Raw genomic sequence first — 18,274 nt, forward strand, 5'->3', positions numbered from 1 at the left:
CCTCTTCACAATGCGGAAAGGAAAATATTCTGGATTAGGGTCAACTCTTGAAAATTGGCAACCGCTTCAGATTTTGACTGGTGAAACTGGCCGCCGACGCGACCTAATGCGGTCGCTAAAATAAAATATCTCTATAAACATTGCCAAATGTCTAGTTAACTTAGGCAGAGCGTAAAAAGTTTATTGATGCTTGAGAAGAGCAAAATGAGCTTTAAAGGTGATTCGGCTGATTGAAGCTTGTTAGGAATGTTCCGGATGCCTCATTTCAGGGCGTAGGGTCACGAGATAACTAAGTAATGTCAGAGATGCTACAAATTTTGGCGTTCGTGAGGCGATCTCCCCCGACCGATCACAAAACCTCATTGTGCACGGTCTGCGTCAGAATGGAACCCCTACCATTTTAGGTCTCTTCGGTCCTATAGTGTGGGTGCCTGTACTGCGGTGACACGGCGTATCGAAATGTGCGTACATTCTCGGATGTTTCGAGATTTGCTCGCAGAGCAATGTATTTCTGAGTGTCGCATGGGCGACATTTCTGGAATTGATTGAGTGATTGGTTTTCGCATTATCGCAAAAGTTGTTTTGAAATTTTGAAATGAGTTTGCGTCAGCTGCGGCGATTTTCCGCCAAATGACCGGCTGACCTGATCCACGAAGCATAACCCATGGGGCCCGATCTACGTGGCTTGGAGCGTGGATGAATCGCATCTGGCGCCTATCGAAGCCTTCGCGAGACCGCTGTACGCGCCGAAAGTCCGCCGGTTCGCCGGGTGACACGCAAGCGGATCGTATGGAATTGGCGAGAATTGGCGACCTCGCGGGATTGATTGCCGCAGGAGCAAGGAGTTAGCGAAGGTGAAAGATACTGAGACAAAGGACTACGCAGACCTGCCGCACAGCGACGAAAAGCGGTTTGGTCTGAGTGTCGTGGTTCCGGCCTTCAATGAAGAAGGATCGCTCGGCAAGACAATCGAAGAAATCCGAGCGGTTCTTGAGGCCACGGACATTCCGTCGGAAATCATTGTGGTCGACGATGGATCCGAGGATGGGACACGGCAAGAAGCGCTTGATGCGGGCGTCATTCTGGAGGTGAACCCGGGGAACCTTGGGTACGGGGCATCGCTCAAGCGGGGGATCAACCGCAGCCAATATGATTATGTCGCCATTCTAGATGCCGATTCCACCTATCCGCCGCGCTATTTGCCCGAAATGTTCGCGCTCGCACAGGATGCGGATATGGTCGTCGGAGATCGCGGCGGAGCGATGAACAACGTGCCGCTCATCCGACGCCCCGCCAAACGGGTCCTGAACGGCCTTGCGAACTTTTTGGCCGAGAGAAAGCTCAATGATCTCAATTCGGGTCTGCGGGTGATGCGCAAGTCGAAGGTCCTGCCGTTCTTCCCGCTGCTGCCGTCGGGGTTTTCCTTCACCACAACGATCACCCTGTGCATGGCCTGCACCGACCTGCGCCTGATCTACATCCCGATCGAGTACCGAAAGCGCGTGGGCACCTCCAAGATCAGGCCGGGGCATTTCGTGAATTTCATCATTCTGGTCCTGCGCGCGATCATGCTTTTCAATCCGTTGCGCATCTTCCTGCCTCTGGGGCTGATCTTCTTCGCGGTCGGCTTTGCGAAAGGGGTCTATGACATCACCCAGTCGAACCTGTCGGAGACCGCGATCTTCATGTTTCTTGCGGCAATCATGCTGTGGTCGCTGGGGCTGATCGCCGATATGATCGCTCGCCTGAATTTGCGTCCATAAATGCAAGAAGATGCTGTGATCTCGCCGCCGACGGAGCGATCGAAACGCGGCTTTCCGCTGGGCTGGTGGCTTCGCGTTGCCGGATCGCTCGCGCTGCTTGGGGCGACGCTGGCCATTCTGCCGCTGGAGCAACTGGGCGATGCGTTTGCCCGCCTCGATGTCACCACGCTCTGCACCGTGCTTGCGGCATTCCTTGCTTTGCATGGCGCCGCCTCGCTGAAATGGTGGATGCTGTGCGAGCGGCGGGTTCCAATGCTTGTGGCGGTGCGCGCGCATCTCGCGGGGCTTGCGGGCAATCTTTGCCTGCCGGGGGTGATTGGCGGAGATCTGGTGCGCGCCGGGATCGTCGCGCGCGCGCATGGGGATACGGCGCATCTTGTGTCCGCCTCGGTGCTCGACCGGCTCATCGACATGCTGGCCCTGCTTTTTGTCGCGGCAGCGGGACTGCTCGGCATTGTGGCCTTTAGGGACAGCTCAGTGGCAGGGTTCGACGCGGCGAGCTTGTCGGGATTTTTTGCAATTGCGCTCGCCGTGGTCGCGCTGCTTGTCGCGGTGGTGTTGGTATTCCCGCATACCTTGGACCGGGTGTCGGAACTACCGATGCCGAAGCGGCTCCGTAGCCCTATCGCCAAGGTGGTCCGGGCCTCGCGCGCGGTCGCCGCATCGCCGCAGCGGATTGGTGCCGCCTTCGCCTTTGCGATCTTGATCCAAAGCGGGCTGGCAATTCTGGCCTATGCGCTGGCCGGGCGCGCCGGGGTCGAAATCGGTCTGGCCGCATGGGTCTTTGCCTGGACGCTGGCAAAGATACTGGCGGTGCTGCCGGTCAGCCTTGGTGGGCTTGGCGTGCGCGAGGCGGCGCTGTCGCTGCTGCTTGCGCCCTTCACATCCGATCTGGGGGCGGTGGTGGCGGCAAGCCTCGTCTGGCAGGTGGTGCTGTTTCTCGGCGGTCTGGTCGGCGGCGGCATTTGGCTTGTTTCGGAAGTGACGGGCGGCCGCCGCATGCGTGGAGGTGATCTGACCTTGCCTTCGGGAGGCTCTGGAAATGAATGATCTGTCAAAAGCCGATTTGGATGCAGCCGTGCAGGACGCGATGAAGGCGCGCTGCAGGGTGGCTGTGCTGGGTGCGGGTCCGGCCGGGCTGGCCGCCGCCTATCGCTTTGCCAAGCGCGAGGATGCCTCTGTCGAGGTTTTTGAGCGTGCGCCGGCGCCGGGCGGGAATTCCGGCAGTTTCCTGATGGAGGGGATCTGGTGCGACTACGGCAGCCACCGGTTTCACCCGGTCGCAGGCCCCGAGATCCTCAAGGATTTACACGATCTGCTGGGCGACGATCTGCTGCTTCGCCCGCGCCATGGCCGCATTCGGCTGGGTGGGCGCTGGATCAAGTTTCCGCTGAAACCGGGCAATGCGCTGGTCAAGCTGCCCGCGTGGTTCGGCTTCTCGCTTTTGCGGGATATGGTGTCGAAGCGCTTCAAGACGTCGGCGCGCGCTGAGACCACTTTCGCTGGGGTGATGAAGGCCGGATTGGGCCAGACGATCTGCGAACATTTCTACTTTCCCTATGTGACGAAGCTTTGGGGAATTCCGCCCGAAGATCTGGATGCGGAACTGGCACATCGCCGGGTCTCGGGGAATTCGGTGGGCCGCATTCTGCGCAAGATGCTGAGCCAGTTGCCCGGCGTGCGCTCGCCTACGGCAGGGCGCTTTTTCTATCCCCGGCGCGGCTTTGGGCAGATCATGCACGCCATGGCCGATGCCTGCGAGGCGGAGGGCGTGCGCTTCAGCTATGGTGCCTGCATCTCCCGGATCACCCGCGAGGGGCAGAAGATCACCGGCTTTGACGCGACCATCGACGGGCAGGACCGCCGCGTGAGCGCCGATCAAATCCTCTCTTCGATTCCGCTGACCACGCTTGTGTCGCTGATTGATCCGCCAGCCGAGGACGCGGTGCGCGACGCCGCCTCGCGCATCCGGAACCGCGGCATGATCCTGATCTACCTCGTTCTGGAGACCGACCAATTCACCGAATATGATGCCCATTACTTCCCCGAGCTTTCGATCCCTGTGTCGCGCCTGTCGGAGCCAAAGAACTACTCTGCCGCGAATGAGCCCAAAGGCCGGACGATCCTCTGCGCTGAGCTGCCTTCGGACCCCGGTAGTGAGCATTGGGGGATGGACGATGCCCGGCTTGGCGCAGAGCTGGTGACTTGGCTGGGCAAGGTGGGTCTGCCGGTGAAGGTTCCGGTCCTCAAAACCATCACGCGCCGTCTGCCGAACGCCTATCCGGTTTATGCGCGGGGCTATGCCGATGATTTCCGCACCGTCGACACTTGGCTGTCGAGCCTCGACGGACTGGTGACTTTCGGTCGGCAAGGGCTCTTTGCGCATGACAATACCCACCACGCCTTTGCGACGGCCTATGCGGTTGAGGCCTGCGTTCGGCCAGACGGTAGCTTTGACAAAGAGGCATGGGCCGGACACCGAAAGGACTTTGAGAGTCATGTGGTCGAAGACTGATTACACGCAAGCTGCCGCGCGGGGGGCCGACGTGGACATCCTCATGTATCACTCGATCTCCGGCGGTGGCGGCGCGACCAACATCGCGGTCGAGGTCTTTACCGCGCAGATGGAGGTTTTGGCGGCGAGCGATGTTCCGGTGATTTCGCTGGACGATCTGGTGGCCGCGCGCAGCGGTGGGCCGCCGGTTCCAAGCCGCTCGGTGATCATCACCTTTGACGACGCCTTCGATGATTTCGCGCGTTCGGCCTTTCCGGTGCTGGAGCGGTTGGGCCTTTCGTCCACGGTCTTTGTTCCGACGGGCCGGGTGGGCGCGTCGGAGACTTGGGCCGGTGCCTCCGACCCTCCGCGCCGCCTGATGGATTGGAGTACAATCCATGATCTCGCGGGGCGCGGGATTTGCTTTGGCGCGCATACGGTCACCCATCCCGATCTCATGGCGCTGTCGCTTGCAGACCAGAGGCGTGAGCTTGTTCAAAGCAAAGAGACACTTGAGGATCATCTGGGCCGGGCCGTGGATCATTTCGCGCCGCCCTATGGGCGCGCCAGTGCCGAGACCCGCCGCGCGATCGCGGCGCATTTCAAAAGCTCCTGCGGCACCCGCCTGGACCGGGCAGGGGCCGAAAGCGACCTGATGGACCTGCCGCGCCTTGAGATGTTCTATTACCAATCCCCCGCGCGCTTTGCCGCTTATCTGAGGGGGCGCGGGCAGGGCTATCTTCGCTGGCGGCAAACGCTGCGCGGCCTGCGCTCGGCGATGGTCAAACCTTGGGCGCAGGGGCCGGGCTCGCTGACAGCAAGGCCGCAAAGCGGCGCGCCCGAGGCCTGAGCTGCCTGATTTCGCTTTCACCTGTCGGGTTTCTGCGCATCAGTCGCACAGCGGCAAAGGCGGCGGGTTCTGCTGCTCTCCACATTTTCGGGTCAGTCCGCTAGATCGGACAAAGTGTCACCGTCTTGCCGTCGTCGCAGCGCGGTAGGCTGAGTTTGCAGGAAAGACGAGGCGACTGACGGTGGGTCTGGGCAAGGGTGGGGCGATGGTGAAACTGGGTATCGAGATTGCGCTGGCCTTGGCGATCCCCGTATCGCTTGCTGCGCCGTTTCTGGGAAACCTCTGGGTCACCGCGCTTCTGTCCAACTTCGTGCCGCAGCTTTTCTTGCTGGCTCTGGTCATCACGCTGATCGGCTGGGCGAGCGACCTGAGCACGATCCGTTGGCTGGCCCTGAGCTTGGCGCTGATCAATGGCGCTGTGCTGGCATCTGATATTGTGCTGCCGCGGCTTGCAAAGCCTGTGGCCAACCTGCCGGACGACGCCCCGCGCCTGCGGGTGATGACCCTGAACATGCTGTTTTCCAGTCGCGACGATGCCGCACTGGCCGAAAAGATCGACGCCGAAAAGCCCGATATTCTGCTGCTGCAGGAAATCACACCAGCGCGGGCGCGGCAAATGTCCGAGATTGCCAGCCGTTTCAGCGATTATGCCCCGCTGGGCAAAGTCTCGCGGATCGGCGACCGTCATGGCACCGTGCTTTTCGCCAATCATCCGATCCTGCAGCATCGCGAACTGACACTTGGCGGCGTGTCGGGGCGGGCCAATGCCGCGCAAGTGCAGGTCGGGCCGGAAACGCTATGGGTGGTCAGTTTCCATACGATCAAGCCGACAACCCCGAGCGGTGCCAAGGTTCAGACCCGCCAGCTCGAAGACCTCGCGCAGTGGGTCAAGGGGATTGAGGGGCCCGTTGTCGTTGGCGGCGATTTCAATGCGACGATCCACATGCCCTCGCTGCGGCACTTCCTGCGCGAGACTGGCATGACGTCCGACATGTGGGCGGACGTTCCGGCCAGCGCCTTCATCGGAACCTTTCCGACGCTGCTGCCGGTGTTTGGTGTCAAGATCGACCACCTGATGCTGCGGGAGGCGCAATTCGACCGTGTTGAGACGGTCGCCGTGCCGGACCGCGATCATCTTGGGCTGATGGCGGACATGTGGCTGGAGCCCAAGTAGGGCTGTCCGCCAATCGCGCTTGCCCGCCGTCAGCGTCAGATTTTGACGAAGGTCCGGTCCCCGTCGATCGCGATGCCCGCCCGATCAAACACGTTGCGCGTGTCAAAGATCATCGGCGCGTGGCGTGCGACGGCGGCGTAATCGACCTCGGTGTGATCGGTGGTCACCACGACCGCATCATAGGCCGCCAAAGTCTCGGCACTCAGGTGGACCGAGATGCGGCCTGCAAGGGTCGGATGGTCGCGCGTCTGCGGCAGCACGGGGAAGTACGGGTCGTGAAAATCGCAGACCGCGCCCATCGCCTCGAGGTGCTGCATCATGTAAAGCGCCGGGCTCTCGCGGGTGTCTTCGACGTCTTTCTTGTAGGCAACCCCCAAGAGCAGCACGCGCGCGCCTTGGATGGCGGTCTCGGCCTTCGTGTTCAGGTCAGAGGCGATGCGGACAGCAAGGTCAGAAGGCGCCGCGGCGGCCCGCACCCGAGCAAGATCGACGATGGGCAGTTCGGAACCAACATCGAGCGCTCGCCATGACAGATAGGCTGGCGACACCGGGATGCAGTCCCCGCCAATTCCGGGGCCGGGATAGAACGGCATAAACCCGAAGGGCTTGGTCGCTGCGGCATCAATCACCGTCCAGACGTCGATCCCCATGGCATCGAGGGCCACCTTCAACTCGTTCACCAGCGCGATGTTGACGGTCCGAAAGCTGTTTTCCACCAGCTTGACCGCCTCTGCGATGGCGCAGGACTCCACCGGAACGGTTTGCGTGACCACCTGCGAATAGAAGGTCTCGAGCAGGTCGCGCGAGACGGAATCGTCGGCGCCGACGATCTTGGGGATGGTGCGGGTCGAATGGGTCTGATTGCCCGGATCCTCGCGCTCGGGCGAGAAGCCAAGGAAGAAATCCTCGCCCGCCCGCAGTCCGCTACGTTCGAGGATCGGACGAAGCAGCGTCGATGTCGCCCCGGGCCAGACCGTGCTTTCCACGACGATCAATTGGCCGGGCCGCAGATGGGCGCTCATGCTTTCGGCGGCGCGGATGATCTGCGTCAGATCGGGCTCGCGTTTGTCCGAAAGCGGGGTCGGCACGCACAGCAAGATGACATCCGCGGCGGTGACAGAGGCGTAATCGTCGGTCGCGGAGAAGCTGCCGCTGGCCACAGCCTCGGCCACGCGGCCTTCCTCGAAATACGAGATCACCTGCGCGCCACCGTTGATGGCGGCCACCCGCGCTCGGTTCAGGTCCAGCCCGGAGACGGCGAAGCCGCTTTCATGGACGGTCAGGGCCAAGGGAAGGCCGACGTAGCCAAGGCCTATGACCTTGACCCGTGCGGTCCGCTCCTCGATTTTGGATTTCAGAAGGTCTGCAGGCGAACCGCAGCCCTCGAGTGCAATCTCAATGACGCTCATTGGCAATTCTTCATCGCAATAAATGAGAAAATTCTGGCTCAAATCGAAGTCAAAATACGTCAATAAATACTCAGACAGTATCGGGTCTCATCTTACGCGCGGCAAGCATTGATTCCGGCGCTGAAACTGTAGCGGGGGGCGTAGCCAAGCCGTGCTTGGGCCTTTTCGATGCTGACCGAAGGGTCCGATGCATAAAGTTCAAGCGCCGCGTGATCCGGTCGCACCGGTCCGGACGGGCCGCGCAATTGTTGTGCCCGCGCGACGAGGCTTTCGAACCTTTCATGCCCCAGCACCTTGCGTCCGGCGGCGCTGATGCGCGCGGCCAGCGGCGGGCGGGTGGTGGTCTGTAAGATCGGCGTTGAACCTGCTTCGGCTGTCAACTGACCGAGGGGCTCCAGAATGACCTCACCTTGACCTGCAAGACCGCAGATCGCGTGCCAGTAATCGGCCCATGATGGCGTGTCCGGACCCGAGATGAGAAACCGCTCGCGCCCCGGATCGGGCAGGATCGCGGCGCGCAGGGCTGCCTGAATCACATCGCCCACAAAGACCGCCGCACACCGCCCGACCGGCTCGGGCAGCACCACACCACCTTGGCGCATGGCGGCGATGGGGCGCTCGATCCAGAGGCTGCTTCCCGGGCCGTAAACGATTGCCGGCTGGAGGATAATGGCCGGTAGCATGCCGTTCATTAGGGTCTGGTCCATGCTGCGTTTGGCAATGCGATAAGGGTCATGAACTGGGTTGTCGCAACTGCCGGATTCGGTGACCGGCCCCTTGGGCCAAGCATCATAGACGACGGCGGATCCCGCATGAATGAAGCGCTCGATCCCGGCTGAAATTGCGGCGTCATGGAGCGCGTCGAATGCTTTGAGATTGTCCTCGGCACCGGCGCGGACGTCATAGGCGAAATTGAACAGCACCTGCTGCCCGCTCAGCGCGCCGGCAAGCGCGGCGCCTGCCTTCAAAGGCACGACGCGCGCGCGGGCACCAAGCGCCTCCATCGCGGCGCGGCCGTGTGACCCGCGGTGAAGCGTGGTGACCTTGGCTCCTGAGGCGAGGAGCGCCCGGACCAAAGCGCCGCCGATAAAGCCGGTGGCGCCGGTGACAACCACGGGCACTCCGACAAGTTCATGAGCAGGAAATGTCTCTGGGGGCAGGAAATTCGGCACGTGGTTCGATCTTCCTTTTCTGAAATTAGTTAATTTACTAGGATCGGGTTATTGGTTCCTTTTTGAGCAAATTTTAGAACGATCAAGCCACAGCTTGCGGGTTTTTTCAATTTCAACCCTCGGCACGCCGCCCGATTTCGAATCAGTCGCCCGGAGAATATGCGGCGCTGCAGCGAGCAGGGGGCTGCATCATTTGCCGTATCATTTCGCGGTACGTGCAGGCTCGGACTGATCGGATTTTCAGATGTGAATTTCCAGCGGCGGGGACGTCATGAAGCTTATCGATCAATTCATTGGACGACAAATTCGCAAACCCAGCGGGCTGCCGGGAAGGCTGCTGGGCCATCTGATGGCGAACGAGCATATGGCGCTTGTTGATTGGATGCTGGAACCGCTCGAAATTTCGGAGTCGGATCGTGTCCTCGACGTCGGCTGCGGCGGCGGCATGACACTTCGGAAACTCCAAAACTTGGTGCCAGAGGGGTTTGTTGCGGGGCTCGACTATGCGCCCGCGATGGTGGCGCAGGCCCGGGGCCGAAATAAATCAGCCATCGCTGCGGGAAAGATGGATGTGGTGCAGGGCGATGTCGCCGCGCTGCCCTTCGACAGCGCCTCTTTCGACATCGTTGTGGGGGTCGAGACGCTCTACTTCTGGCCCGACCCGTTGGCGGGGCTGATGGAGATACGCCGCGTCCTGAAACCCGGCGGGCGTGTCGCGCAGGTGATGGACATCAGCAAACCCTCGGCGGAGGCCGCAGTGCCGGAAAATGTCGCAGAGCGCATGGGCTTTCGCGTCTACGCCGGAGAGGAGCTTACCGCGCTGCTGACCGAGGCGGGCTTTGTGGAGACGCGCTTCACCGCCATCCCCGAGCGCGCCAAGGGCTGGCTCTGCGCCTATGGCACAGCCCCGGCGTTGTCCTGACCGCCCCTCAGACTTGGAAACAGTGAGTGAAGGCAGTGAAGATCTTACAGGTTGGAACGGAGTTCGGTGTCGGCGGGATTGCCCGCCATGTGATCGACCTGACCCATTGGCTGCGCGAGCAGGGGCACACCGTCTATATAGCGGGCGGCGCGGACGCATTGCTCGACAGCAGCAAGGACCCCGATTTCCTGACGGTCCCGCTGGCGACGGTTTCGGCCTCGGGGGGCGGGATGCTGTCGCGGGTGATGAACATGCTCCGCTGCGCCCGCGAGTTGCGCCGCTGCATCCAGAGCCATCCGGTTGATCTGATCCACTGCCACGAAAGCGCCCCCGCGCTCGTCACCCGATTGGCGACGCTGGGCATGGGGATCCCGGTGGCCGTCACCTATCACGGATCCGAGCCCGAGCGCGTGAAGGCCTTTGGCCGGATCGCCAACCAGAGCGCGAATATCGTCATCACCCCCAGTCGCCGCTGTGCGGATGAGCTGCACGACATCGCGGGCGTGCCAAGATCGAAGCTGCGGGTGGTCGGGCTTGGGGTGAAGTCCGCGCCGCCCTCTGACCCAAAGGCGGTGGAGCGCCTGCGCGCCGAGCTTTTGGGCCCGGACGGAAATGTCCTCGTGATCCTGCTCGCGCGGGCCTCGTATCAGAAGGGCCTCGATATTCTCATCGACGTGGCGAAGGCCGTAGCTCAGACCCGCAGCGATTTTCGCTTTGTGGTGGCAGGCATCGGGCCGCTTTTCGATGAGATGCGCGCCCGCGCCCGTGCCGAAGGGGTCGATCCCTATGTGACCTTTATCGGCGAGACCCACGAGCCCTATCTGTATCTTCGGGCGGCGGACATTGATCTGCTGACCTCGCGCTGGGAGGCCCTGCCGATCTCGATTGTCGAGGCGTTCCGCGTCGGGCTGCCGGTCATTGCATCAGACGCGGGCGGCGTGCGCGAGCTGCTGGATGACGAGGTGGGCGCGGTTGTGCGCATCGCCGATGTGCCCGAATTCACCCGCCAGTTGCTGCGTATCGGGTCGGACGCCGCGCTGAGATCACGCATGTCCGAGGCCGCACTTGCCCGCAGCCGGGAAGATCGCTTTGACCCGGCCTTTGTCCACGGAGAATTCGAAAAGCTCTATCGCGAAATGGTGGCCTGACCGCACCCGCGTCCTTCGCGCGCGGCGAGGGAACGCCGCCAAATCAAGGGAACTGCCCATGCTGCACCTGCTCAAGCCAGACCGATCTTTGCCGCGCTCTGCCGGGCGCAGGCCGCCTTGGATCGCGCGTGTTGCAGGGCTTGCGCTGGCGGCCTTTGGTTTGGGGGTGGCGGGGATGCTGGCCTCCTGCTCTGACGTGGTGGAGATCAGGATCGATCCGTCGGAACGGTTCCAGACCATGCGCGGATGGGAGGCGACAGCGGATCTGCCCGACGATCCGACCGACTGGCCGCTTGAGCCCTACCGGATGGATATCCTTGACAGGGCGGTCAATCAGGTCGGGATTGACCGCGTCCGCCTGGAAATTCGCGCGGGCGCGGAGAACCCGACGAACCGTATCGCAGAGTACATGGCGGGCAAGACCACCTATAAAGCGTGGAAGCCAACACAATACGACGCCCAGAACGACAATGACGATCCGCATGTGATCAACTGGGACGGTTTCGATTTTTCGGAACTGGACTGGCATGTGCAGACCTACGTGCTGCCGATGCAGCAGCTGCTATCGCAGCGCTCGGAGCGGCTTTTCGTCAATCTTTGCTATGTCTCCTTCCGCGATGCCGATTTCTTTCAAGCCGAGCCAGAGGAATACGCCGAACTGGTCGAGGCGACCTATAGGCATCTTCGAGACAAATACGGGCTGGTGCCCGACAGTTGGGAGGTCATTCTCGAGCCCGATCTGCCGCGCGGCGGATGGACCGGAACTCAGATCGGCGAAGCGATGGTGGCCAGCGCCCGGCGGCTGCAGGCAATGGGGATCGAGCCTGCCTTCGTGGTGCCCTCGGTCACCAATATGGCCAATGCGGTGCCTTACCTCGACGAGATCGGGGCCGTTCCCGGGGCGCTCGAGCATGTGGTGGAGGTCTCTTACCACCGCTACAAGGGCCGCAGCCCGCGCACGCTCGGGCGCATCGCGACGCGCGCCGCCGAACTGGGGATCGAGACCTCGATGCTCGAGTGGTGGTTCGGCAAGGGCACCCAGCAGGTGCTGCTCGAGGATCTGACCGTCGGCAATGCCGCGTCGTGGCAGGGGCGGGTGATCAATGGGCTCTTTGACTTCCCCGCCGCCGACTTGGGCGATTTCAGCATGCAGCCCGAGGTGCGCTACACCTCGCAGTATTTCCGGCACATCCGGCACGGCGCGGTGCGGATCGGCGCTGACACCAGCCAAGGGCGGGATTTCTCTCCGGTCGCCTTCATGGGTGCGGACGAACGGGTGACCGTGCTTGTGAACGCGGAGGTTGGCGGCGAGCTTTCGGTGCGCGGGCTGCCGCCGGGGGAGTACCGCACCTCCTATACCACGCAGGATGAACACAGAGAAAGCGAGGACCCCCTGAAGGTCGGCGACGATGGCACGCTTTCGGCGGCCATCCCGAACGCCGGAGTGCTGGTGATCCATGCGGTGCACTAGCCAAATGTTCGGGCCCGAAGGCACGGCGAAATCCCGACCCGGCGACGGAGGGTAGGGGGCAGCGATGTCGACAGAGCGGCAATTCAGCCAAGGCGTCGCATGGATGGCGATCGGCGGGTGGACCGAGCAGGCGTTCAACTTCGCCATTTTTGTCGTGCTCGCGCGCATTCTTGGCGCGGAGGCCTTTGGCCTGCTCGCCATGGCTGCCGCCTTTGTGGTGCTGTCGGAGTTTCTCGTGCGGGACACGCTGTCGGAGTACATCATCGCACACGATGCGCCTGACCCTGACGATCTCAACGCGGTGTTCTGGATGCTGGCGGGGCTGGGCATCGCTCTGGTCGCTGCGCTGGTCAGCGCCGCGCCATGGATTGCGCGGTTCTACGGAGACCCGCAGATCGGCGATCTCATGTCGGCGCTCTCGCCGACCGTGGCGCTTGTGGCCCTCACTGCGGTCCCCGTAGCGCTGCTGCGGCGCGAGATGCAGTTCCGGATTCTCGCGCTGCGTGCCGTGGCGGGCGTGGTCGCAGGCGGCATTGTGGGGCTGGGATTGGCCATAGCGGGGGCAGGGGTCTGGGCTCTGGTTGGCCAGCGGCTCACCGTTGTGGGGGTGAATGTCGTCTTGGCGTGGGGTGCCAGTGACTTCCGCCCGGGCTGGGTCAAACAGCCCGATCCGAACCGCCGCCGCCGCATCATGGCCTTCGGCTATCCGGTGCTGTCGCTGCGCGCTGCCGAGCTTGCCACGGTACAGGTTCCCACGTTGATCCTTGGGGCCGTGGCGGGGCCGCTCGCCACGGGCTATTACGCCTATTCGTGGCGGCTGGTCGAGGCGGCCTCGATGCTGATCGTCACGCCGTTGCGGATGGTGTCGCAACCGGCCTTCGCCAGTCTGCGCCGCGCTGAGGGCTCGGCCAACGCCTTGTTCGACGATCTTGCGCGTCTGGCGAGCCTCTTGGCCTTTCCCGCCTTCACCGGCCTCGCGGTTCTGTCGGCTGCCTTTCTCGCCGTCATCGGCGGCGCAAATTGGATCGCGGCAGCACCGCTGTTGTCGGCGCTTGCGATCGTCGGAGCCCGCAGCGTCGTCGTTCAGATCGAGCAGAGTTTCTGTCTGGCGCATGGCCGTGTCACGCCGCTTGCCGTCACCGCATGGGCCGAAGTGTGCCTGATCGCGCTCGCAATGGCGTTGGCGGCACCTTATGGGGCGGCGTCGATGACATGGGCGATGACGGGCGTGCTGCTGCTGATGTGGGGCGTGCGCATCGTTATCGTGGCGAGGGTCGCGGATCTGCGCCCTCAAATCCTGCTGCGGCGGTACATCGAAGCTGCCGCGCTTGCGGCGCTGGTCGGCGTAGCGCTTGCGCTTTGGTGCCGCGTCGCAACGGGGTGGAGCCCGCTTGCCGTGCTGCTCTCGGGGGTGCTCATCGGTGCGGCGGCGTGCGCCGCGCTCGCCCGCGTCCTGCTGCCGCAAAGCCTCGCCGTCGCGCGCCGCTATACCCTTCAGGCAAAAAGGCGCGGCCCGACCGCCCGCGCTGCGTCAAAACCTGACTTGCCTGCGCCTGACTTGCCTGCGCCCCCCACCACCTCTGGAGATGCCTCATGAGATCCTTGCGCGTTTTGATGTTCACCACCTTCTACCCGCCGTATTCCTTTGGCGGGGATGCGATCGGGGTGCAGCGGATGGCGCGCGCCTTGGTGCAGCGCGGCCATCGGGTGACGGTGGTGCATGACGAGGATGCCTTTCTCAATCTTGGGGGCAAAGCACCCGAAGGGAGCGGCGAGGACGACGGTGTGCAGACCATCGGGCTGCGCAGCGGCGCGGGCGTGCTGTCGAACCTGCTGACCCAGCAATCGGGCCGACCGGTGATGCATCGCGCGAAGCTCAGGCAGATCGCAGAGCAAGGCGCGTGGGACATCGTGTGGTACAACAACGTCTCGCTCGTGGGTGGGCCGGGGCTGCTGGATTACGGCGATGGGCTGAAGGTCTATGAGGCGCATGAGCATTGGCTGGTCTGCCCCTCGCACGTCCTTTGGCGGCATGGGCGCGAGCTGTGCGACGGGCGCGAATGCCTGCGCTGTGTTCTGTCGCACCGCCGCCCTCCGCAGGTCTGGCGCCAGACCGGCTACCTTGATCGTCAGCTTGATAAGATCGACCTGCTGATCGCCAAAAGCGCCTTCAGCCGCGACAAGCACCACGAGTTCGGGCTGCGGCAACAGATGGAGGTCTTGCCCTATTTTCTGCCCGACCTCGACCATGCCGCCACGCCGCCGTTCAAGGGGCATGACCGCCCGTATTTCCTGTTTGTGGGGCGGCTGGAAAAGATCAAAGGACTGCAGGACGTCATCCCGGCGATGGATCGCTATGAGGCGGCGGATCTGCTGATCCTCGGAGATGGGGATTACGCCGAACCGTTGAAGCAGTTGGCCGCCGGGCATCCGCGCGTCCATTTTCTGGGGCGGAAGTCACCGGATGAGCTGGCCGCTTATTACCGCGGTGCTTTGGGCCTGATCGTGCCGTCGGTCTGCTTCGAGACCTTCGGTATCATCCTTATCGAGAGTTTCCGGCTTGGAACGCCGGTGATCGCGCGCCGTCTTGGGCCGTTCCCGGAAATCGTCGAGACGGCGGGCGCGGGGGCGCTCTTCTCCAGCGAAGACGAGGTCATTGAGGCCATGAGCGCGCTTCAGGGCAATGCGGCGCATCGCGATGCGCTGTCTCGCGCGGCACGCAGCGCCTTCGTTGCGCATTGGCACGAAGATCGGGTCATGGCCGCCTATGGCGAGGCGCTTGCTGCGGCGGCACAGCGGGCGGGCCGCCATGAGCTTGCCCGTGCGCTTGAGGGCGGAGCCTTCGAAAACGGGGCGGCTGCGGCGTGATCTGCGGTCGTTACACCTGCGCCGCGCCAATCCGATGCGCATTGGCCATGACCGAGAAGGTAATCGTCGTCGACGGCACCGTCGGCAGCACGCTGGCATCGACGATATGGATGCGCTGCGCCCCCTCTGGCCGGCCCAGCAGATCCGAGGTCGAGGGCGCAGGGGCGTTGGTCATCGGCAGGCTGCTCCCGACGTGAAAACTTGATCCCGGCGGCCCGTCGCGGCGGGCAAAAGTCAGCGCATGCAGCCCGGCAAGGCGCATCGCCCGCGCGAACCGTCCCGAGGCGGCATCAAGCACCGCAGCAGCCTCGGCGCCGGGATGAACTTTGGTATCCAGACGGCCATCGGGCGCAAGGCGCAGGTTGATCCGCGCCGAATGGGTCGAGTGCAGGAATATCTGGGCCACGATCAGCCTGCGCGCCAGGGCTTTCCACAGCGGCGCGCTGCCCGGCAATCGGCGTCCATATGTGGCCTGCATCTCGCGGGCGTAGAAATCGTTCCAGCTGTAGAGCTGCGCGTGCACCAGATACGGAGAGATCGCCGGGTCCGAAAGCTCGGCGAAAAGCTGGGGCAACGTGGTGAAGGGCTGGGCATCGACGGGCTTGGGGGGTGCCCAGTGATGCAGCATCGGCATGAAGGCCTGCTGGCTGTCCTTCAGGGTCAGCGTTCGCCCCCGCATCAGCGGCGATGACAGCAAGATTTGCGATGTCCCAAGCACACCGGCGGCAAGATAGACCCGGTCGCCCTGCAGCGGATCGCACTGAGCGCCCTGCAGAACCACGCCATCTGCGTCTTCGCGGACGCTTTGCACGATCATGCCGGGACTATAGCGGAAATTGGGATGCAGCTTCAGCCCGTTCAGCGTCGCCGTCGCCGACCAGATGTAGCCATAGGGGCAGCCGTGCTGGCACAGACCACATTCGGTGCAATCAGACGAGACGGCCTGCCGGGCCGCGCCGATCCGTATGCCAAGATCGCTCAAGTGGCTTTGCCTGAGGCTGAGCCGGCTCATGATCGTGCGGGCCTGCGGTGTCGGAGGGATTTGCCGGGCGCTCTCGGGCAGAGCGTCGGGGAAGTCTGCGCTTAGCTGATCCCGGGTTCCGGACACGGTCAGCAACTGCGCGACTTTGCGGTAATGGGGCCGCAGGTCAGCCTCGGTGAGGGGCCAATCCGCGATATCCAGCGCGGCATAGGGCAAGACCGCGCTGCCCCAGACATTCGAAAGCCCGCCGACCGCCAGAGACGCCCGCAGATCAACGCCCGTTGGGTCGGAAAAGGTCTCGCGTCCGGGGACCATGGCAAAATCCGAGCCAAAGCGCCGGACCTGGCCATCGCGAGGCGCCTCGTAGCAGGGGGCCGTATAGGCCGCAATGTCTTCGCGGCTCCAACTGTCCCACTGCATGGCACCCAGCTTGTCGCGCGCGGCCAGCGCGGCGGCTTCGGGGCGCCGGCCGCCGTCGAGCATCAGCACTTTGCGGCCCCGCGCCAGCAGGGCCGTTGCCACGGCCACCCCAGAAGGGCCGGAACCGACAACGATATCAGCCATCTGCATGACGACGATAGACCAAGACAGTGCCATCCCCAAGCGTGCCCTTGAAGGCACCGAGCTGGGACAGGCGGCCGCTTTCTTCCTCGGCGGAGAAGGCGGGAAAGGCGCGGAAGACGCGTCCCGGAAAGACCACCACCATGAGCGCGGGGCCGGTGGCCATCGCCGCAGCGTAATCATCTGACGGCGCAAGCATCGTCCAATCGGTGCCGAAATAGCCGTTGAAGATCTGCCCGCCCGGCCCGAAGGTGAAGACCCGTTCCCCCGGGAGCCGTTCGGCGGCAACGAGCCTCACCGCCCCAGCCAGATCCTGTTTGGGGCCGAGGTAATTTCGCAAGGCAAGCGCGGTGGAGGCGGCGACGAGGACAGCCGCGGTGACAGGCATCACCCAAGTGCCGCCGCCCGGCAGCTTTTGGCCGACCCAACGGCAGAGGCTTTGGACCCCCAGCACCGCCAGCAGGACGAAAAAGGCGGAATCGACGAAAAAGAACCGCGGCCAGACCCGCATCCCAAGGCCCACGAGCAGCAGCACCGACAGCGCCACATGCAGGCCGACCGCCGGGGCAAAGAGCGGCGCGGGTCTGCGGCTGGCGGCAGCGCCGAGCAACAGCAGCGCGCTGAGCATCAGCCCGGCGAGCACCGTGACAGGTCCGGCCGCGCCAAGGCCGGTGCGCAGGGCTTCAGCGATGGACCAGAGTGGCGTCTGATACTCGTGCATGACATCGACCGCCGAGGTTTCGGACACCGCAGTCACCGTCTCCAGCAATCCCGGCAGAACGGGCAGGTACAAAAGCGCGCTCAGCGCTAGTCCCAGCCCGTAGCCCACAACCGGCCACAGAAAATCGGCGCCCCCAGCGCGCCCGCGGACAGCTTGCCAAAGCAGCATCGCCAAAAGCAGCAGGCCCTGTGCGGCGAACAGAAAGGCCCCGGTCAGATGGGTGTAAGTGGCGGCGGCCAGAACGATCCCATAGCCAATCCAGAGCCGCGGGCGAGGGGCCTTCACCGCGTGCAGGAACAAGCTCATGCCGACGGTGCCCCAGAACGCCAGTTCCGTATAGCCGCGGGCGTTTTGCGAGAACCATATGTGGTGGTAGGAGACGGCGAGAAGCAGCGCCGTAAGATGCGCGGCATTGGGTCCGCCAATCGGGCGCGCCAGAAACCATGCGGCGGCGATTGCGCCGACGCCAAAGATCATCGCCGGAAGGCGCACCACCCAGTTCGCCTCTCCCAGCGCCTCTGTCGCCAGCTTGACCTCGAGATTGTGCAGGTAGTGATGGTTCATCGAGTAGGAATTGACGAAGTCGCTCCACGGCAGGCTGACATGGGTCTCCATGGTGAGGATCTCGTCGAACCACAGTGGCGCGTCGAGGCCGATCACCCTGAGCGCCAAGGCAAGCGCAAGGATCAATCCGAGCACAGCCAGATCGTAGGAACTTGCGGGCGGGGTTCGGGCCATC

At 63.3% G+C, this 18,274-nt stretch carries 14 protein-coding genes; 10 read left to right on the plus strand and 4 right to left on the minus strand.

Annotated elements, in window-relative coordinates:
* The first annotated feature begins 854 nt into the window (after window positions 1–854).
* From AYJ57_RS13200 to AYJ57_RS13220, 5 genes are all read left to right on the plus strand, one after another.
* Complete coding sequence (locus tag AYJ57_RS13200; RefSeq protein WP_193789492.1) at window positions 855–1,763, plus strand: glycosyltransferase family 2 protein; 909 nt, start codon at window positions 855–857, stop codon at window positions 1,761–1,763.
* Window positions 1,764–2,813: a lysylphosphatidylglycerol synthase transmembrane domain-containing protein gene (locus AYJ57_RS13205; protein ID WP_066106087.1), complete on the plus strand. Its 1,050-nt coding sequence runs from the start codon at window positions 1,764–1,766 to the stop codon at window positions 2,811–2,813. It begins immediately after the preceding gene.
* Window positions 2,806–4,278, plus strand: a complete 1,473-nt coding sequence (locus tag AYJ57_RS13210) for a protoporphyrinogen/coproporphyrinogen oxidase (RefSeq protein ID WP_083191248.1) — start codon at window positions 2,806–2,808, stop codon at window positions 4,276–4,278. The genes AYJ57_RS13205 and AYJ57_RS13210 overlap by 8 nt, the downstream gene beginning before the upstream one ends.
* On the plus strand, window positions 4,262–5,107 hold the full coding sequence (locus AYJ57_RS13215; RefSeq protein ID WP_066106089.1) for a polysaccharide deacetylase family protein: 846 nt from the start codon (window positions 4,262–4,264) through the stop codon (window positions 5,105–5,107). Before AYJ57_RS13210 ends, AYJ57_RS13215 begins: the two co-directional genes overlap by 17 nt.
* A 181-nt stretch (window positions 5,108–5,288) precedes the next feature.
* The gene (locus tag AYJ57_RS13220) at window positions 5,289–6,281 is read left to right on the plus strand and encodes an endonuclease/exonuclease/phosphatase family protein (RefSeq protein WP_157374085.1); all 993 of its coding nucleotides are present in this window, start codon (window positions 5,289–5,291) and stop codon (window positions 6,279–6,281) included.
* 35 nt (window positions 6,282–6,316) lie between these two features.
* Here the strand turns inward: AYJ57_RS13220 and AYJ57_RS13225 are convergent, their stop codons facing one another.
* Both AYJ57_RS13225 and AYJ57_RS13230 read right to left on the minus strand, forming a co-directional pair.
* On the minus strand, window positions 6,317–7,690 hold the full coding sequence (locus AYJ57_RS13225) for a nucleotide sugar dehydrogenase (protein ID WP_066106095.1): 1,374 nt from the start codon (window positions 7,688–7,690) through the stop codon (window positions 6,317–6,319).
* 92 nt (window positions 7,691–7,782) lie between these two features.
* On the minus strand, window positions 7,783–8,805 hold the full coding sequence (locus AYJ57_RS13230; RefSeq protein WP_193789493.1) for an NAD-dependent epimerase/dehydratase family protein: 1,023 nt from the start codon (window positions 8,803–8,805) through the stop codon (window positions 7,783–7,785).
* Window positions 8,806–9,133: 328 nt separating this feature from the next.
* On the opposite strand from AYJ57_RS13230, the gene AYJ57_RS13235 reads away from it, so the two are divergent.
* From AYJ57_RS13235 to AYJ57_RS13255, 5 genes are all read left to right on the plus strand, one after another.
* Entirely contained in the window at window positions 9,134–9,784 is a 651-nt protein-coding gene (locus AYJ57_RS13235; RefSeq protein ID WP_066106100.1) for a class I SAM-dependent methyltransferase, read from the plus strand.
* A gap of 26 nt (window positions 9,785–9,810) precedes the next feature.
* Complete coding sequence (locus AYJ57_RS13240) at window positions 9,811–10,932, plus strand: glycosyltransferase family 4 protein (RefSeq protein ID WP_083191251.1); 1,122 nt, start codon at window positions 9,811–9,813, stop codon at window positions 10,930–10,932.
* A 58-nt stretch (window positions 10,933–10,990) separates the two neighbouring features.
* A complete protein-coding gene (locus AYJ57_RS13245) occupies window positions 10,991–12,403 on the plus strand; it encodes a hypothetical protein (protein WP_066106106.1) in 1,413 nt (470 codons plus the stop codon).
* Window positions 12,404–12,467: 64 nt separating this feature from the next.
* The gene (locus tag AYJ57_RS13250) at window positions 12,468–14,000 is read left to right on the plus strand and encodes an oligosaccharide flippase family protein (RefSeq protein WP_066106109.1); all 1,533 of its coding nucleotides are present in this window, start codon (window positions 12,468–12,470) and stop codon (window positions 13,998–14,000) included.
* Window positions 13,997–15,271 (plus strand): glycosyltransferase family 4 protein, encoded by a 1,275-nt coding sequence (locus AYJ57_RS13255; RefSeq protein WP_083191252.1) that lies wholly within the window; start codon window positions 13,997–13,999, stop codon window positions 15,269–15,271. Before AYJ57_RS13250 ends, AYJ57_RS13255 begins: the two co-directional genes overlap by 4 nt.
* Before the next feature lie 10 nt (window positions 15,272–15,281).
* On the opposite strand, the gene AYJ57_RS13260 is transcribed toward AYJ57_RS13255, so the two are convergent.
* Together AYJ57_RS13260 and AYJ57_RS13265 are read right to left on the minus strand one after the other, a co-directional pair.
* The gene (locus AYJ57_RS13260) at window positions 15,282–16,817 is read right to left on the minus strand and encodes a GMC oxidoreductase (protein WP_193789494.1); all 1,536 of its coding nucleotides are present in this window, start codon (window positions 16,815–16,817) and stop codon (window positions 15,282–15,284) included.
* Window positions 16,810–18,273: a glycosyltransferase family 39 protein gene (locus AYJ57_RS13265; protein WP_066106118.1), complete on the minus strand. Its 1,464-nt coding sequence runs from the start codon at window positions 18,271–18,273 to the stop codon at window positions 16,810–16,812. Before AYJ57_RS13265 ends, AYJ57_RS13260 begins: the two co-directional genes overlap by 8 nt.
* Between the last annotated feature and the right edge of the window lies 1 nt (window position 18,274).

Origin of the sequence: Salipiger sp. CCB-MM3 (assembly GCF_001687105.1) — a bacterium.
In the GTDB taxonomy this organism is placed as follows: domain Bacteria; phylum Pseudomonadota; class Alphaproteobacteria; order Rhodobacterales; family Rhodobacteraceae; genus Salipiger.